Raw genomic sequence first — 14104 nt, forward strand, 5'->3', positions numbered from 1 at the left:
GCGTGGGCCGACAAGGACCCCGCGGCGGCGGCACGGCTGAGCGCCGCCCGCGCGCGGATCGCCGCGGTGGCCGAGCGGCTGAACATGCCTCAGGAGAACCTGATCACTCCGGACACCGTGCGGAGGGTGTGCTGGGAGCCGCCGGCTGCCGCCGATGCGGAGGGGGTCGCGGAGGTGCTGGTCGCGCTCGGGGCTCGGGCCTGGCAGGTGGAGCTGGTGACGCCGGTGCTGGTGGAGGCGCTGGGGGTTGAACCCGCCTAACTGTCACCTCGTCGCGCCTCTCGTGAAGCCGTTGTAGATGAACCTCTGCAACGCCAGAAAGACGATCAAGGTCGGGAGGATCACCAGGATCGCCCCGGCCGAGATCGTCTCCCAGTGCGCGCCGAACGGCCCCTTGAAGCGGAACAGTGACGTCGAGACGGTGCCCAGGTCCTGGGACGGCATGTACAGGAACGGGATGTAGAAGTCGTTGTAGACGGTGATGCCTTTCACGATGACGACCGTCGCTGTCGCCGGTTTCAGCAGCGGGAAGATGATCCGGCGATAGATCGTGAAGGCGTTCGCGCCGTCCAGGCGGGCCGATTCGTCCAGGGAGACCGGGATCGAGCGGACGAATTGCAGAAAGATGTAGATGGAGACGATGTCGGTGCCCATGTAGAGGGCGACGGGGGCCCAGAGGGTGTCGAAGAGGCCGAAGCCGTTGACGATCTGGAAGGTCGCGACCTGGGTGGTGACGCCGGGGACCAGGGCGGCCAGCAGGAACAGGGCGACGACCAGTTTCCGTAAGGGGAACGTGAAGCGGTCGATCGCGTAGGCCGTCATCGAACCGATCAGGACGGTCCCGGTGATGGAGAGCAGCAGGATGATCGCGGTGTTGCCGAGGGCGGACAGCATGTGGCCGTCCTGGAACGCCGTGACGTAGTTGTGGAAGTCGAGGAAGTCGTCGGGCAGGGCCAGCGCCTCGTCGCCGCGCGCGAGTTCGTCGTCCGTCTTGAGGGACGTCAGGAGGACGACGGCGAGCGGCAGGAGGACGACGAGGGTGGCGAGGATCAGGGTGGCGTAGATGAGGGCGCGGGCCAGTGCGCGACGCGTCATGTCAGGTCCACCCTGTCGTCCGGGACGAGCCTGCGCTGGAGCCAGGTGACGGCGAGGACGATCAGCAGGAGGACCACCGCGCAGGCCGAGGCGAGGCCGGTCTTGTTGAACTGGAAGGCGAGTTTCACGGTCTGGATGACGAACGTCTCCGTGCCGGTCGCGCCGCCGGTCATGATGTACGGGATCTCGAACGCCGCGAGGGACCCGGAGACGGACAGGACGACCGTCAGCGTCAGGACCGGTTTGATGCCGGGGGCGATGATGTGGCGGAACTGGTGCCAGCGGTTGGCGCCGTCCAGTTCGGCCGCCTCGTACAGCTCGCCCGGCACGGACTGGATCGCCCCGAGGAACAGCACGAAGTTCAGCCCGAGGTAGCGCCAGACGGAGACGCCCGCGAGGGACACGTTCGCGGAGACCGGCGTGCCGAGCCAGGCGTGGTCGGTGTGGACGCCGAACAGGGCGAGGACGGAGTCGAGGGTGCCGCCGTCCTGGAAGAAGTACAGGAAGACGAACCCGATGGCGACCCCGTTGATCAGGTACGGGAAGAAGAGCACCCCCTTGAAGAAGTTCCGGAACCGCACGTCGAAGCTCAGGATCGTCGCGAAGTAGAGCGCGGCGACGATCTGGACGGCGGACGCGGCGAGGTAGTAGCCGCTGACGAAGAACACCTCGAACAGGTCGGGCCGGGTGGCGAGTTCGCGGTAGTTGTCGGCGCCCGTGTAGTGCAGTTCGGGGCTCACGCCGTCCCAGTCGGTGAAGCTGTAGCCGACCATGTTGACGATCGGCACGTACGTGAAGGTGATCAGCAGGGCGAGGGGCGCGAGGAGGAACAGCCAGGGGGTGAGCCCGCGCAGGAGGCGGGCGCGGCGCGGGGGCGGCGCCACGGTGTCCGCCGTCAAGGCTTCACGTTCTTCTGTGCCGCCGCCCACTTCTCGCTCAGGCCGTCGAAGAACCCGTCCAGCGTGCCCTTGCGGGCGCCGCGTGCGAGGTCGACGAGGTCGAGGCGGTAGTCGGGGGCGTAGATGCCGACCTCGGACTCGCTGTCGACGAGTTTGACCCGGGCACCCTGGGTGTCGTCGAGTTCGATGAGCTTGACGCCGGCGTCCTCGTAGGGCTTGAGGACGGCGGGCAGGGGGGCGCTGCGGAGCGGGGAGATCGCGAGGTTGTCCTTGTCGTAGCCGGACTTCTCGGTGAACCAGTCGATCCAGGCGCGCGCGGCCTCCTTGTGCTTGGAGTGGACGTTGACGGCCTGGTTGTAGTCGGGGCTGACGGTGGAGCAGAACCTGCCGCCGGTCTGGGAGGGGAACGGCATGAAGCCGATGTCGTCGGGGTTGACGCCGGCCTGTTCGGCGGCGTCCCGGAACTGGACGATCGCCCAGGTGCCGAGCCACTGGGTGGCGATCTGTCCCTTGGCCAACTGGGGTTTGGACAGTTCCCAGTTGGTGGTGGTCGGATCCTTCTCCGCGAGGCCCTGCTTCACGATGTCGTGGAGGAGGGTGTCGCCGACGCGCAGGTCGGCGTCAGGCGCCCACGGGTCGCCCACGGCGAGTTTGCCGGTGGCCTCGGGGTCGCAGTGGACGGCGCCGTCGACGTACGTCCAGGAGGTGAGCGTCCACTGGGCGGCGAAGTTCGTGTAGTACGGCGTCGCGTCGGTCTTGTCCTTGATCGCCTTGAGGGCGGCGAGGAACGCCTCGGGGGTGGTGGGCCAGTCGGCGTGGCCGGCCTCGCGCCAGATCCGCTTGTTGTAGACGAAGCCGGGCATCACGCCGATCGGGGTCTGTCCGTAGACCTTGCCGTCGACGGCGGTGAAACCGGTGAAGCGGAATCTCTTGGCGCGCTCCTGGACGGTGCCGAGGGAGGCGAAGAACTTCGGATAGTCGGACTTCTTGATGACGCCGGGGATCATCAGGACGTCGCCGTAGTTCTCCGTGTTCATGCGGATCTTGACTTCGGACTCGTAGTTGGTGAGCGCCTGGAACTCGACCTTCACCTTCGGGTACGTCTTGTTGAAGGCTGCGGCGTACTGCTTCATCCTCCCGTTCTGCACCAGGTCGGTGCGCTGGGTGAGGACGGTGATGGTGCCGGAGACCTTCGCGGGGTCGTCGGGGGCCTTCGCGTCGGCGCCTTTCGAGGTGCCCGCGGTGGAGGTGCAGCCGGCGGCGAGGACGGCGGCTGACACGGCGACGGCCAGGGCGGTACGGCGGTTCATGTGCATCGACTCCGTTCGGTGGGACGGAAGAGCACGTGCGGGTTGGCTGATTCGGCACTCTGACAGCGCTTTCTCAACCGGTAAAGTCCCATTCCCGCCAAGGATGTGAAACTCGTCGTCCTCCTCTGAGGTGGACCGGTTTAGGGAGAGCACATGCTTCAGGTCGCACCGCTGCACGACGGCTGGACCCTGCGGCACGACGGCGAGGCGCTCCCGGCGGTCGTGCCGGGCTGCGTGCACACCGACCTGCTGGCCGCCGGGGTGATCCCGGACCCGTTCCTCGGCCGGAACGAGACCGAGGTGGCGTGGGTGGGGAAGCGGGAGTGGGTCTACGAGCGGGACCTCGCGGCGGAGCCCGACGGGCACGAGCAGACCGACCTGGTCTTCGAGGGCCTCGACACGGCCGCCGAGATCCTGATCGACGGTCAACTCCTGGGCCGGGTGCGGAACATGCACCGCTCGTACCGGTTCGACGTGACCGGCATGAGCGGGCGGCTGACCGTGCGGTTCGCGTCCGCCTACGCGGAGGCGGCGGCGGTGCGCGGGAAGGTGGGCGAGCGGCCCGGCGCGTACGCGGAGCCGTATCAGTACATCCGCAAGATGGCCTGCTCGTTCGGCTGGGACTGGGGTCCGACGCTGGTAACCGCCGGGATCTGGCGCCCGGTGCGGCTGGAGCGCTGGGGGACGGCCCGGATCTCCCGGGTCCGGCCCCTCGTGACCGTCGAACAGGGCGCCGGCGTCGTCGAGTTGCACGTCGAGGTGGAGCGCTCCCGCGTCGAGGCGGCCCTCCACGTCGAGGCGGAGGTGGCCGGCCGCCGGGTGCGCGCCGCGCTCGACGGCACCAGCGGCACCGTCCGCCTCCACGTCCCGGACGCCGCGCTGTGGTGGCCTCGCGGGTACGGTGAACAGCCGCTGTACGACGTGGAGTTGACGTTGCTGCACGGTACGGATCCGCTGGACGTGTGGCGGCGCCGGGTCGGTTTCCGCACCGTCACGCTGGACACCTCGCCGGACGAGCACGGCACCGGGTTCACGCTGGCCGTGAACGGTGAGCGGCTCTTCGCGCGCGGCGTCAACTGGATCCCGGACGACGTGTTCCCGTCCCGGGTCACCCGGGAGCGGTACCGCCGGCGCCTCGCGCAGGCCGCCGACGCGGGGGTGGACCTCGTCAGGGTCTGGGGTGGCGGGATCTACGAGAGCGCCGAATTCTATGACGCGTGCGACGAGTTGGGGCTGCTGGTGTGGCAGGACTTTCCGTTCGCGTGCGCCGCGTATCCGGAGGAGCAGCCGCTGCGGGGGGAGGTGGAGGCGGAGGCGCGGGAGAACGTCGTCCGGCTGATGCCGCACCCCTCGCTGGTGCTGTGGAACGGCAACAACGAAAACCTGTGGGGGTTTCGGGACTGGGGCTGGGAGGAGCGGCTCGCCGGGGACTCGTGGGGTGAGGGGTACTACCTGGGCGTACTGCCGCGCGTCGTCGCGGAGTTGGACCCGACACGGCCGTACACGGCGGGCAGCCCCTGGTCCGGTTCGTGGGAGCGGCATCCGAACGACCCGGCGCACGGCACGCACCACTCGTGGGAGGTGTGGAACCGGCTGGACTTCTCCGCGTACCTCGCCGAAGTCCCGCGTTTCGTGGCCGAGTTCGGCTGGCAGGCGCCCCCGGCGTACGCGACGCTGCGGCGGGCGCTGCCGGGTGAGGAGCTGGCGCCGGACTCCCCCGGTGTCCTGCACCACCAGAAGGCACAGGACGGGAACGGCAAGCTGGAGCGGGGTCTTGCGCACCGGTTCGCGCTGCCCGGCGGGGACTTCGACCGGTGGCACTACCTGACGCAGGTCAACCAGGCGCGGGCGGTCGCGACCGGCGTCGAGCACTGGCGGTCGCACTGGCCGGTGTGTGCGGGGGCGGTGGTGTGGCAGCTCAACGACTGCTGGCCGGTGACGAGTTGGGCGGCGATCGACGGGGACGGGCGGGCGAAGCCGCTCTATCACGAGCTGCGGCGGCTGTACGCGGACCGGTTGCCGACGTTCCAGCTCCGGGGGGAGCGGCTGGTGTTGGCGTGTGTGAACCAGGGGGCCGGGGAGTGGGGCGGGGTGGTGGAGCTGCGGCGGATGACGGTGGACGGGGTGGTGGTCGCGCGGGCGGAGGTGCCGTTCACCGTCGGGCGCAGGGCCGTTGAGGAGGTGGCGGTGGAGCGGGAGTTGGTGCCGGACGGGGCCAAGGAGTTCCTGGTCGCCGATCTGGACGGGCTGCGGGCCTGGTGGTTCCCGGCCGCCGACCGCGAAATCCCTTACCCCCGGCCCGAGTTCGAGGTGGCGGTGGCGCCGGGTCAGGTGACCGTGACGGCTCGGACGCTCGTCCGGGATCTGCTGCTCCAGGCGGACCGGCTCGGGCCTCAAGTGCGTGCGGACCGGGGGCTGGTGACGTTGCTTCCCGGGGAACGGGTGACCATGGGGGTGAGCGGCTGGGAGAGTCCCGACGCCGCCGCCGCGCGCGCCGCGTTGTACTGCCAGGAGCCTCCTCGATGACGAGTACCAGTCCCCGCGTCACCATCAAGGACGTCGCCGCGCGCGCCGGCGTGTCGAAGGGGGCGGTGTCACTCGCGTTCAACCACAAGCCGGGGCTGTCCGAGGCGACACGGGACCGGATATTCGCCGCGGCACGGGAGCTCGGGTGGGCGCCGAACCTGACCGCGCGTTCGCTGGCGGGGGCGCGGGTGGACGTCGTCGGGCTCGCGATCTGCCGTCCCGCGCGGATGCTGGGACTTGAGCCGTTCTACATGGAGTTCGTGTCCGGGGTGGAGAGCGTGATCGTCGAGCACTCCTGTTCGTTGCTGCTGCGGCTCGTGAAGTCGCCGCAGGAGGAGGCGGGGCTGCTGGAGGAGTGGTGGCGGGGGCGGCAGATCGGGGGGTCGATCCTCGTGGACTTCCGGGCGGACGATCCGCGGGTCGCCGTCGCCGAACGCCTCGGGATGCCGGTGGTGGCCGTCGGGGATCCCTCGCTGACCGGGGCGCTGACGGCCGTGTGGACCGATGACGCGGCGGCGATGCGGGAGGCGGTGCGGTATCTCGCGGCGCTCGGGCACCGGCGGATCGCCCGGGTGGGGGGTGCGGCGGAGCTGGGGCACACGGCGGTGCGGGCCGCCGCCTTCGACGCCGCCGCCCGTGAGCTGGGGCTCGCGGGGGCCCGGCAGGTGGCGACGGACTACTCCGGGGAGGCGGGGGCGCGGGCGACGCGGTCCATGCTGACGGCCGCCGACCGGCCAACGGCCATCGTCTACGACAACGACATCATGGCCGTCGCCGGGCTGTCGGTGGCCCAGGAGATGGGGGTGCGGGTGCCGGCCGACGTGTCGTTGCTGGCCTGGGACGACTCCCAGCTGTGCCGGCTGACGCATCCGACGCTGTCGGCGATGAGCCATGACGTGCACGGGTTCGGGGCGGAGGTGGCCCGGACGTTGTTCGGGGTGATCCTGGGGGCGGGCGGGCAGTCGCATCCGGTGGCCACGCCGGTGCTGACGCCTCGGGGGTCGACGGCGCCGCCACGACCGTAGGGTGTGACCTTCGCCGCTCCCGCCCACAGGACTGGGCAGTCACGTTACCGATAAGTAGCATGGGGCTGAGCGCCCGCTCAGCGACTGTGTGGGGCGGCGCGTCGCAGCTGTGCCATCCCGCACCCTGGAGGAGCCATCGTGCCTCGTACCGTCAGGGATGTCGTCTTCGTCGACGGCGTCCGTACCCCGTTCGGCAAGGCGGGCCCGAAGGGCATCTACCACGAGACCCGGGCCGACGACCTCGTCGTCAAGGCGATCCGGGAGCTGCTGCGCCGCAACCCCAATCTGGACCCCGCGAAGATCGACGAGGTCGCGATCGCGGCGACCACGCAGATCGGCGACCAGGGCCTGACGATCGGCCGCACGGCCGGCATCCTCGCGGGCCTCCCCCAGTCCGTGCCGGGCTACTCCATCGACCGCATGTGCGCGGGCGCCCTGACGGCCGTCACCACGGTCGCCGGCTCCGTCGCGTTCGGCGCCTACGACATCGCCGTCGCCGGTGGTGTCGAGCACATGGGCCGCCACCCGATGGGCGAGGGCGTCGACCCGAACCCGCGGTTCGTCAGCGAGAAGCTGGTGGACGAGTCGGCGCTGTTCATGGGCATGACCGCCGAGAACCTGCACGACCGCTACCCGCAGATCACCAAGGTGCGCGCGGACGAATACGCGGTGCGCTCCCAGGAGAAGGCCGCCAAGGCGTACGCGGACGGCAAGATCCAGGCCGACCTCGTCCCGATCTCGGTCCGCCGCACGAACGAAGAGGCCGGTGAGACGGGCTGGGGCCTGGTCACCGCCGACGAGCCGATGCGCCCGGGGACGACGCTGGAGAACCTCTCCGGCCTCAAGACCCCCTTCCGCGTGCACGGCCGGGTCACCGCGGGCAACGCGGCCGGTCTGAACGACGGCGCGACCGCCTCCCTCATCGCGTCCGAGGACTTCGCCCGCGAGAACAACCTCCCGGTGAAGATGCGCCTCGTCTCCTACTCCTTCGTGGGTGTGGAGCCGGAGGTCATGGGCTACGGCCCGATCCCGGCCACGGAGAAGGCCCTCGCGCAGACGGGCCTGTCCATCGAGGACATCGGCCTCTTCGAGATCAACGAGGCGTTCGCCGTCCAGGTGCTCGCCTTCCTCGACCACTACGGCATCGCGGACGACGACGAGCGCGTCAACCAGTACGGCGGCGCGATCGCCTTCGGTCACCCGCTGGCCTCCTCCGGCGTCCGGCTGATGACCCAGCTGGCCCGGCAGTTCGAGGACCAGCCGCACGTCCGCTACGGCCTGACCACCATGTGCGTCGGCTTCGGCATGGGCGCGACGGTCATCTGGGAGAACCCGCACTTCGAGGGGGACAAGTGAGCACCACCACCGAGCTGTTGAAGGGCGCGGCCGAGCTGTTCCCCGACGAGGTCGTCACGTCGGCGCACGTCCGCCACCTCGACCTCCCCTCCGGCGCGGGCCGCTTCGCGCTGATCACCCTGGACAACGGCCTGGACCACACCAAGCCGACCACCTTCGGCCCGGCGTCCCTCGCGAAGCTGGACGCGGCGCTCGACCAGGTCGAGGCGGAGGCCGCGGCCGGCGAGATCGTCGGCGTCGGCGTCACCGGCAAGCCGTTCATCTTCGCCGTCGGCGCCGACCTCAAGGGCGTCGAGCGGGTCAAGCAGTGGGACCACGCCTACGCGAGCGCCAAGGGCGGCCACGACGTCTTCAAGCGCCTGGCGACCCTCGCCGTCCCCACCTTCGCGTACTACAACGGCGCGGCCATGGGCGGTGGCGTCGAGATCGGTCTGCACTGCGAGTACCGGACCGTCTCGAAGGTGATCCCGGCGTTCTCGCTGTCCGAGGTCTTCCTCGGCCTCGTCCCCGGCTGGGGCGGCTGCACGCTGCTGCCGAACCTGATCGGCGCCGAGAAGGCCATCTCGGTCATCGTCGAGAACACCCTCAACCAGAACAAGCAGCTCAAGGGCCAGCAGGTCTTCGACCTCGGGATCGCCGACGCGCTCTTCGAGGGCGCGGACTTCCTGGAGCAGTCGCTGATCTGGACGGCGTCCGTCCTGAAGGGCGACATCAAGGTCGAGCGGCCCGCCGTCGACCGCGGTGAGGCGTGGGACCAGGCCGTCGCCAAGGGCCGCGCGTTCGCCGACTCCAAGGTGCACGGCGCCGCCCCCGCCGCCTACCGGGCGCTGGACATCGTCGCCGCCGCGAAGGACGGCGACCTCCAGGCCGGGTTCGACGCCGAGAACCAGGCGCTCGCCGACCTGATCATGGGCGGGGAACTGCGCGCCGGGATCTACTCGTTCAACCTCGTGCAGAAGCGCGGCAAGCGGCCCGCCGGGGCGCCGGACAAGTCCCTCGCGCGTCCGGTCACCAAGGTCGGTGTCGTCGGCGCCGGTCTGATGGCCTCGCAGCTCGCGCTGCTGTTCCTGCGCCGCCTGGAGGTGCCGGTCGTGCTGACCGACATCGACCAGGAGCGCATCGACAAGGGTGTGGGCTACGTCCACGCCGAGATCGACAAGCTGCTCGGCAAGGGCCGCATCAACCAGGACAAGGCCAACCGCCTCAAGGCCCTGGTCACGGGCGTCCTCGACAAGGCCGAGGGCTTCTCCGACGCCGACTTCGTCATCGAGGCCGTCTTCGAGGAGATCGGCGTCAAGCAGCAGGTGTTCGCCGAGGTGGAGGCGGTCGCCCCGGCGCACGCGATCCTCGCGACCAACACCTCCTCGCTGTCGGTCACCGAGATGGCGTCGAAGCTGAAGCACCCCGAGCGGGTCGTCGGCTTCCACTTCTTCAACCCCGTCGCCGTGCTGCCGCTCCTGGAGATCGTGCGCGGGGAGCAGACGGACGACGCCTCGCTGGCCACGGCGTTCGGCGTCGCCAAGAAGCTGAAGAAGACGGCCGTCCTGGTGAAGGACGCGCCCGCGTTCGTCGTCAACCGCGTCCTGACCCGCTTCATGGGCGAGGTGCAGAACGTGATCGACGAGGGGACGTCCGTCGAGGTCGCCGAGAAGGCCGTCGAGCCGCTCGGGCTGCCGATGTCGCCGCTGGTCCTGCTGGAACTGGTCGGCCCCGCGATCGGTCTGCACGTCTCCGAGACGCTCCACCACGCGTTCCCGGACCGCTTCACCGTCTCCCCGAACCTCAAGGCGGTCGTCGAGGCGGGCAAGCGCGGCTTCTACGTGTACCGCGCGGAGAACGGCTTCAAGCCGGAGCTGGACCCCGAGGTCGCCGCCCTCCTCAAGCAGGGCACCGAGGCCCTCACCGAGGAGCAGGTGCGGGCGCGGGTCCTGGAGGCCGTCGCGCAGGAGATCGGGCTCATGCTGGAGGAGGGTGTCGTCGCCGAGGCGCAGGACATCGACCTCTGCCTGATCACCGGCGCCGGCTGGCCCTTCCACCTGGGCGGCATCACGCCGTACCTGGACCGTGAGGGCGTCTCCGAGAAGGTGAACGGCAAGAAGTTCCTGGCGGACGGCGTGGCCTCGGTCCCGGCGTAACCGCTCGCGGTACCGAACGGAAAGAGGGCCTCGGCGGAGGCCCTCTTTTTCGTACCCGGCTACCGGCCGACCTGCCCCAGCCTGCTGTTCTTCCTCCCGTACAGGAAGTACACCGCGAACCCGATCGCCATCCAGATCCCGAACCTCAGCCACGTCTCGGCCGGCAGGTTCAGCATCAGCCACAGGGACGCGGCGACCGACAGGACCGGGATCAGCGGGACCCACGGGGTGCGGAACGCGCGCGGGAGGTCGGGGCGGCTGCCGCGCAGGAGGACGACGCCGATCGCGACGACCACGAACGCGAACAGGGTGCCGATGTTGACCAGTTCGGCCAGTTCGCTGAGCGGGGTGAAACCGGCGACGATCGCGATGATCACGCCGAGGAGGATCGTCGGCCGGTGCGGGGTGCGGTAGCGGGGGTGGACGTGGGAGAAGAACGTCGGGAGCAGGCCGTCGCGGCTCATCGCGAAGAAGACCCGGGTCTGGCCGAGCAGCAGGATCATGCAGACCGTCGTCAGGCCGACCGCCGCGCCGAAGCTGATGAACCCCGCGAACCAGGGGTGCCCGGTGGCCTTGAAGGCGTCCGCGAGGGGCGCGGTGACCGAGAGGTCCGTGTAGTGCTGCATGCCGGTGACGACGACGGAGACGGCCACGTAGAGCGTCGTGCAGATCAGGAGTGAGCCGAGGATGCCCCGGGGCATGTCGCGCTGCGGGTTGCGCGTCTCCTCGGCGGCCGTCGCGACCACGTCGAAGCCGATGAACGCGAAGAACACGACGGACGCCGCCGTGAAGATCCCCATGACACCGAAGTTGGCGGGGGCCCAGCCGAACATCAGCTGCACCAGCGGGGACTTGAGGTCACCGCCCGCCTCCACGGTCTGGGACTTCGGGATGAACGGGTGGTAGTTGTCGCCCTTGATGAAGAAGGCGCCCGCGACGATGACGACGAGGACGACGGTCACCTTGATCGCGACGACCACCGACGTCACGCGCGCGGAGAGCTTCGTCCCGAGGACGAGGATCCCGGTGAGGACGAGGACGAGGGCGGCGGCGAGGATGTCGAACCCGAAGCCGTCCGCGCCGTCCCGCCCGCTCAGCGCCGCCGGCAGATGCCAGCCCGCGTTGTCCAGCAGCGAGGCGATGTACCCCGACCAGCCGACGGCCACCACCGCCGTGCCCAGCGCGAACTCCAGGACCAGGTCCCAGCCGATGATCCAGGCGGGCAACTCCCCCAGCGACGCGTAACTGAACGTGTACGCGGACCCCGCCACCGGGACCGTCGACGCGAACTCGGCGTAGCAGAGCGCGGCGAGCGCGCACACGACACCCGCGACGACGAAGGCGAGGGCGGTGGCCGGGCCCGCGTTGTTCTTCGCGACCGTACCCGTCAGGACGAAGATGCCGGTCCCGATGATGACCCCGACGCCGAAGACCGTCAGGTCCAGGGCCGACAGAGACTTCTTGAGGGCGTGCTCGGGCTCCTCGGTGTCCTGGATCGACTGCTCGACCTGTTTCGTGCGGAAGACGCTGCTGCTCATGGGGATGACCTCCCACGCCTGGTCGAGAAGGGGTACAGGTCGTATGCCCGTACGACACCCCGTTGACGCGAACGGGCCGCACCCGTCACTCCAAGCAGTGAAGAATCCGGCCCGTCCAGGCGTGTCGTGTGGTCAGTCGCGGGCGGGTTCCACCGACTCCACGGCGCTGCCGTACTTCCCGTCGATCTTCGCGACCAGGCCGGTGACCTGGCGCGCGATGTCCGGCGCGGTCAGCCCGATCTCCGCCATGACCTCCGCGCGGGAGGCGTGGTCGAGGAAGCGCGGCGGGATGCCGAAGTCACGCAGAGGCACATCCACACCCGCGTCCCGCAGCGCCTGCGCGACCGCCGAGCCGACGCCGCCGACCCGCGAGTTGTCCTCGACGGTGACGACCACGCGGTGCCGCTCCGCGAGCGGGGCCATCGACTCGTCGACCGGCTTGACCCAGCGCGGGTCGACGACGGTGGTGGTGATGCCCTGCTTGTCCAGCAGCGAGGCGATCTCCAGGCACATCGGCGCCAGCGCGCCCACAGAGACCAGCAGGACGTCCGGAGAGTCCGTCCCCGGCTCCCGCAGCACGTCCATGCCGCCCACGCGCCCCACGGCCGGTACAGCGGGCCCCACGGCCCCCTTGGAGAAGCGCACGACCGTCGGCGCGTCGTCCACCGCGACGGCCTCGCGCAGTTGCGCGCGGACCTGCTCCGCGTCACGCGGGGCGGCGAGGCGCAGACCCGGGACGACCTGGAGGATCGACATGTCCCACATGCCGTTGTGGGAGGCGCCGTCCGTGCCGGTGACTCCCGCGCGGTCCAGGACGAACGTCACGCCGCACTTGTGCAGGGCGACGTCCATCAGGACCTGGTCGAAGGCACGGTTCAGGAACGTCGCGTACACGGCGAACACGGGGTGCACACCCGCGTGCGCGAGGCCCGCGGCGGAGACGGCGCCGTGCTGCTCGGCGATGCCGACGTCGTACACGCGCTCCGGGAACGCCTTCGCGAACTTGTCCAGGCCGACGGGCTGGAGCATCGCGGCGGTGATGGCGACGATGTCCGCGCGCTCGTTGCCGAGCTTGACCATCTCCTCGCCGAAGACGGACGTCCAGTCGGCACCGGACGAGCTGATCGGCAGGCCCGTGTCCGGGTGGATCTTGCCGACGGCGTGGAAGCGGTCCGCCTCGTCCTGGAGGGCGGGCTGGTAGCCGCGGCCCTTCTCGGTGATGACGTGGACGATGACCGGGCCGCCGAACCGCTTGGCGCGCGACAGAGCCGACTCCAGGGCCTCGATGTCGTGGCCGTCGATCGGGCCGAGGTACTTCAGGCCGAGGTCCTCGAACATGCCCTGCGGGGCGATGAAGTCCTTGAGGCCCTTCTTCGCGCCGTGCAGCGTGTCGAAGAGGGGCTTGCCGACGACCGGGGTGCGCTCCAGGAGGTCCTTGCCGCGCGCCAGGAAGCGCTCGTAGCCGTCCGTGGTGCGCAGGGTCGCCAGGTGGTTGGCGAGGCCGCCGATGGTCGGCGCGTAGGAGCGCTCGTTGTCGTTGACGACGATGACGAGCGGGCGGTCCTTGGCGTCGGCGATGTTGTTGAGCGCCTCCCAGGCCATGCCGCCGGTGAGGGCGCCGTCCCCGATGACCGCGGCGACGTGCGCGTCCCGGCCGAGGATCTCGTTGCCCTTGGCGATGCCGTCGGCCCAGCCGAGGACCGTGGAGGCGTGGCTGTTCTCGATGACGTCGTGCTCGGACTCGCCCTGCGAGGGGTAGCCGGAGAGGCCGCCCTTCTGTTTGAGCTTCGAGAAGTCCTGGCGGCCCGTGAGGAGTTTGTGGACGTAGGACTGGTGGCCGGTGTCCCACAGCACCTTGTCCCGGGGGGACTCGAACACGCGGTGCAGGGCGATGGTCAGCTCGACCACGCCGAGGTTCGGTCCGAGGTGGCCGCCGGTCTTGGAGACGGCCTCCACGAGGAAGGTCCTGATCTCCCCGGCCAGCTGGTCCAGCTCCTCCAGGCTGAGCCGGTCCAGATCGCGCGGTCCCGTGATGCGGGTCAGCAGCGGCACCCGTGCCTCCTTGCAGTAGAGCTGTTCGAGCTGTTGCCGGGCTTGTCGAGTCTAATGTTCCGTCCCGGTGGCCGGACTCCGGCCCATGCGTCGTACGTCACGCGTTCGGCCGTACCCACGATCCGCTGACCCTATGACATGACTGTGCCCGGCACTCGTGTGCGAGCG

The 14104-nt window shown here is 69.9% G+C and carries 9 protein-coding genes and 1 pseudogene; 5 read left to right on the forward strand and 5 right to left on the reverse strand.

All coding sequences use genetic code 11. From position 1 onward, the window contains the following. Positions 1-261, forward strand: a pseudogene (locus tag ACVNF4_RS04005) (ribonuclease D); the annotation flags it as partial. A 3-nt stretch (positions 262-264) separates the two neighbouring features. Here the strand turns inward: ACVNF4_RS04005 and ACVNF4_RS04010 are convergent. Genes ACVNF4_RS04010 through ACVNF4_RS04020 form a run of 3 tightly spaced genes read right to left on the reverse strand, consistent with a single transcriptional unit; the run spans position 265 to position 3304 of the window. Beyond that, positions 265-1095 (reverse strand): carbohydrate ABC transporter permease, encoded by an 831-nt coding sequence (locus tag ACVNF4_RS04010; protein ID WP_461801245.1) that lies wholly within the window; start codon positions 1093-1095, stop codon positions 265-267. Beyond that, a complete protein-coding gene (locus tag ACVNF4_RS04015; RefSeq protein WP_461801246.1) occupies positions 1092-1994 on the reverse strand; it encodes a carbohydrate ABC transporter permease in 903 nt (300 codons plus the stop codon). Before ACVNF4_RS04015 ends, ACVNF4_RS04010 begins: the two co-directional genes overlap by 4 nt. Continuing rightward, entirely contained in the window at positions 1991-3304 is a 1314-nt protein-coding gene (locus ACVNF4_RS04020; protein WP_461801247.1) for an ABC transporter substrate-binding protein, read from the reverse strand. The genes ACVNF4_RS04015 and ACVNF4_RS04020 overlap by 4 nt, the downstream gene beginning before the upstream one ends. A 153-nt stretch (positions 3305-3457) precedes the next feature. Between ACVNF4_RS04020 and ACVNF4_RS04025 the strand changes: the two genes are divergently transcribed. The 4 genes from ACVNF4_RS04025 to ACVNF4_RS04040 all read left to right on the forward strand — a co-directional run bounded on the left by ACVNF4_RS04025 (position 3458) and on the right by ACVNF4_RS04040 (position 10346). Next, a complete protein-coding gene (locus tag ACVNF4_RS04025) occupies positions 3458-5830 on the forward strand; it encodes a glycoside hydrolase family 2 protein (RefSeq protein WP_461801248.1) in 2373 nt (790 codons plus the stop codon). Next, positions 5827-6855 (forward strand): LacI family DNA-binding transcriptional regulator, encoded by a 1029-nt coding sequence (locus ACVNF4_RS04030; RefSeq protein ID WP_461801249.1) that lies wholly within the window; start codon positions 5827-5829, stop codon positions 6853-6855. The genes ACVNF4_RS04025 and ACVNF4_RS04030 overlap by 4 nt, the downstream gene beginning before the upstream one ends. A gap of 138 nt (positions 6856-6993) precedes the next feature. Next, positions 6994-8211, forward strand: a complete 1218-nt coding sequence (locus ACVNF4_RS04035; RefSeq protein WP_461801250.1) for a thiolase family protein — start codon at positions 6994-6996, stop codon at positions 8209-8211. Further along, complete coding sequence (locus tag ACVNF4_RS04040) at positions 8208-10346, forward strand: 3-hydroxyacyl-CoA dehydrogenase NAD-binding domain-containing protein (protein WP_461801251.1); 2139 nt, start codon at positions 8208-8210, stop codon at positions 10344-10346. The genes ACVNF4_RS04035 and ACVNF4_RS04040 overlap by 4 nt, the downstream gene beginning before the upstream one ends. A gap of 59 nt (positions 10347-10405) precedes the next feature. Here the strand turns inward: ACVNF4_RS04040 and ACVNF4_RS04045 are convergent, their stop codons facing one another. Together ACVNF4_RS04045 and dxs are read right to left on the reverse strand one after the other, a co-directional pair. After that, positions 10406-11884 (reverse strand): amino acid permease, encoded by a 1479-nt coding sequence (locus ACVNF4_RS04045; RefSeq protein WP_461801252.1) that lies wholly within the window; start codon positions 11882-11884, stop codon positions 10406-10408. A 132-nt stretch (positions 11885-12016) separates the two neighbouring features. Beyond that, positions 12017-13936, reverse strand: a complete 1920-nt coding sequence (dxs, locus tag ACVNF4_RS04050) for a 1-deoxy-D-xylulose-5-phosphate synthase (protein WP_461801253.1) — start codon at positions 13934-13936, stop codon at positions 12017-12019. Between the last annotated feature and the right edge of the window lie 168 nt (positions 13937-14104).

This window comes from Streptomyces sp. S6 (assembly GCF_054880855.1).

What these genes read in the sequence shown, in the direction of transcription:
- ACVNF4_RS04030 (WP_461801249.1), top strand. Translation starts at nt 5,827, where the DNA reads ATGACGAGTACCAGTCCCCGCGTCACCATCAAGGACGTCGCCGCGCGC.
- ACVNF4_RS04010 (WP_461801245.1), bottom strand. Translation starts at nt 1,095, where the DNA reads ATGACGCGTCGCGCACTGGCCCGCGCCCTCATCTACGCCACCCTGATC.
- ACVNF4_RS04020 (WP_461801247.1), bottom strand. Translation starts at nt 3,304, where the DNA reads ATGAACCGCCGTACCGCCCTGGCCGTCGCCGTGTCAGCCGCCGTCCTC.
- ACVNF4_RS04025 (WP_461801248.1), top strand. Translation starts at nt 3,458, where the DNA reads ATGCTTCAGGTCGCACCGCTGCACGACGGCTGGACCCTGCGGCACGAC.
- ACVNF4_RS04045 (WP_461801252.1), bottom strand. Translation starts at nt 11,884, where the DNA reads ATGAGCAGCAGCGTCTTCCGCACGAAACAGGTCGAGCAGTCGATCCAG.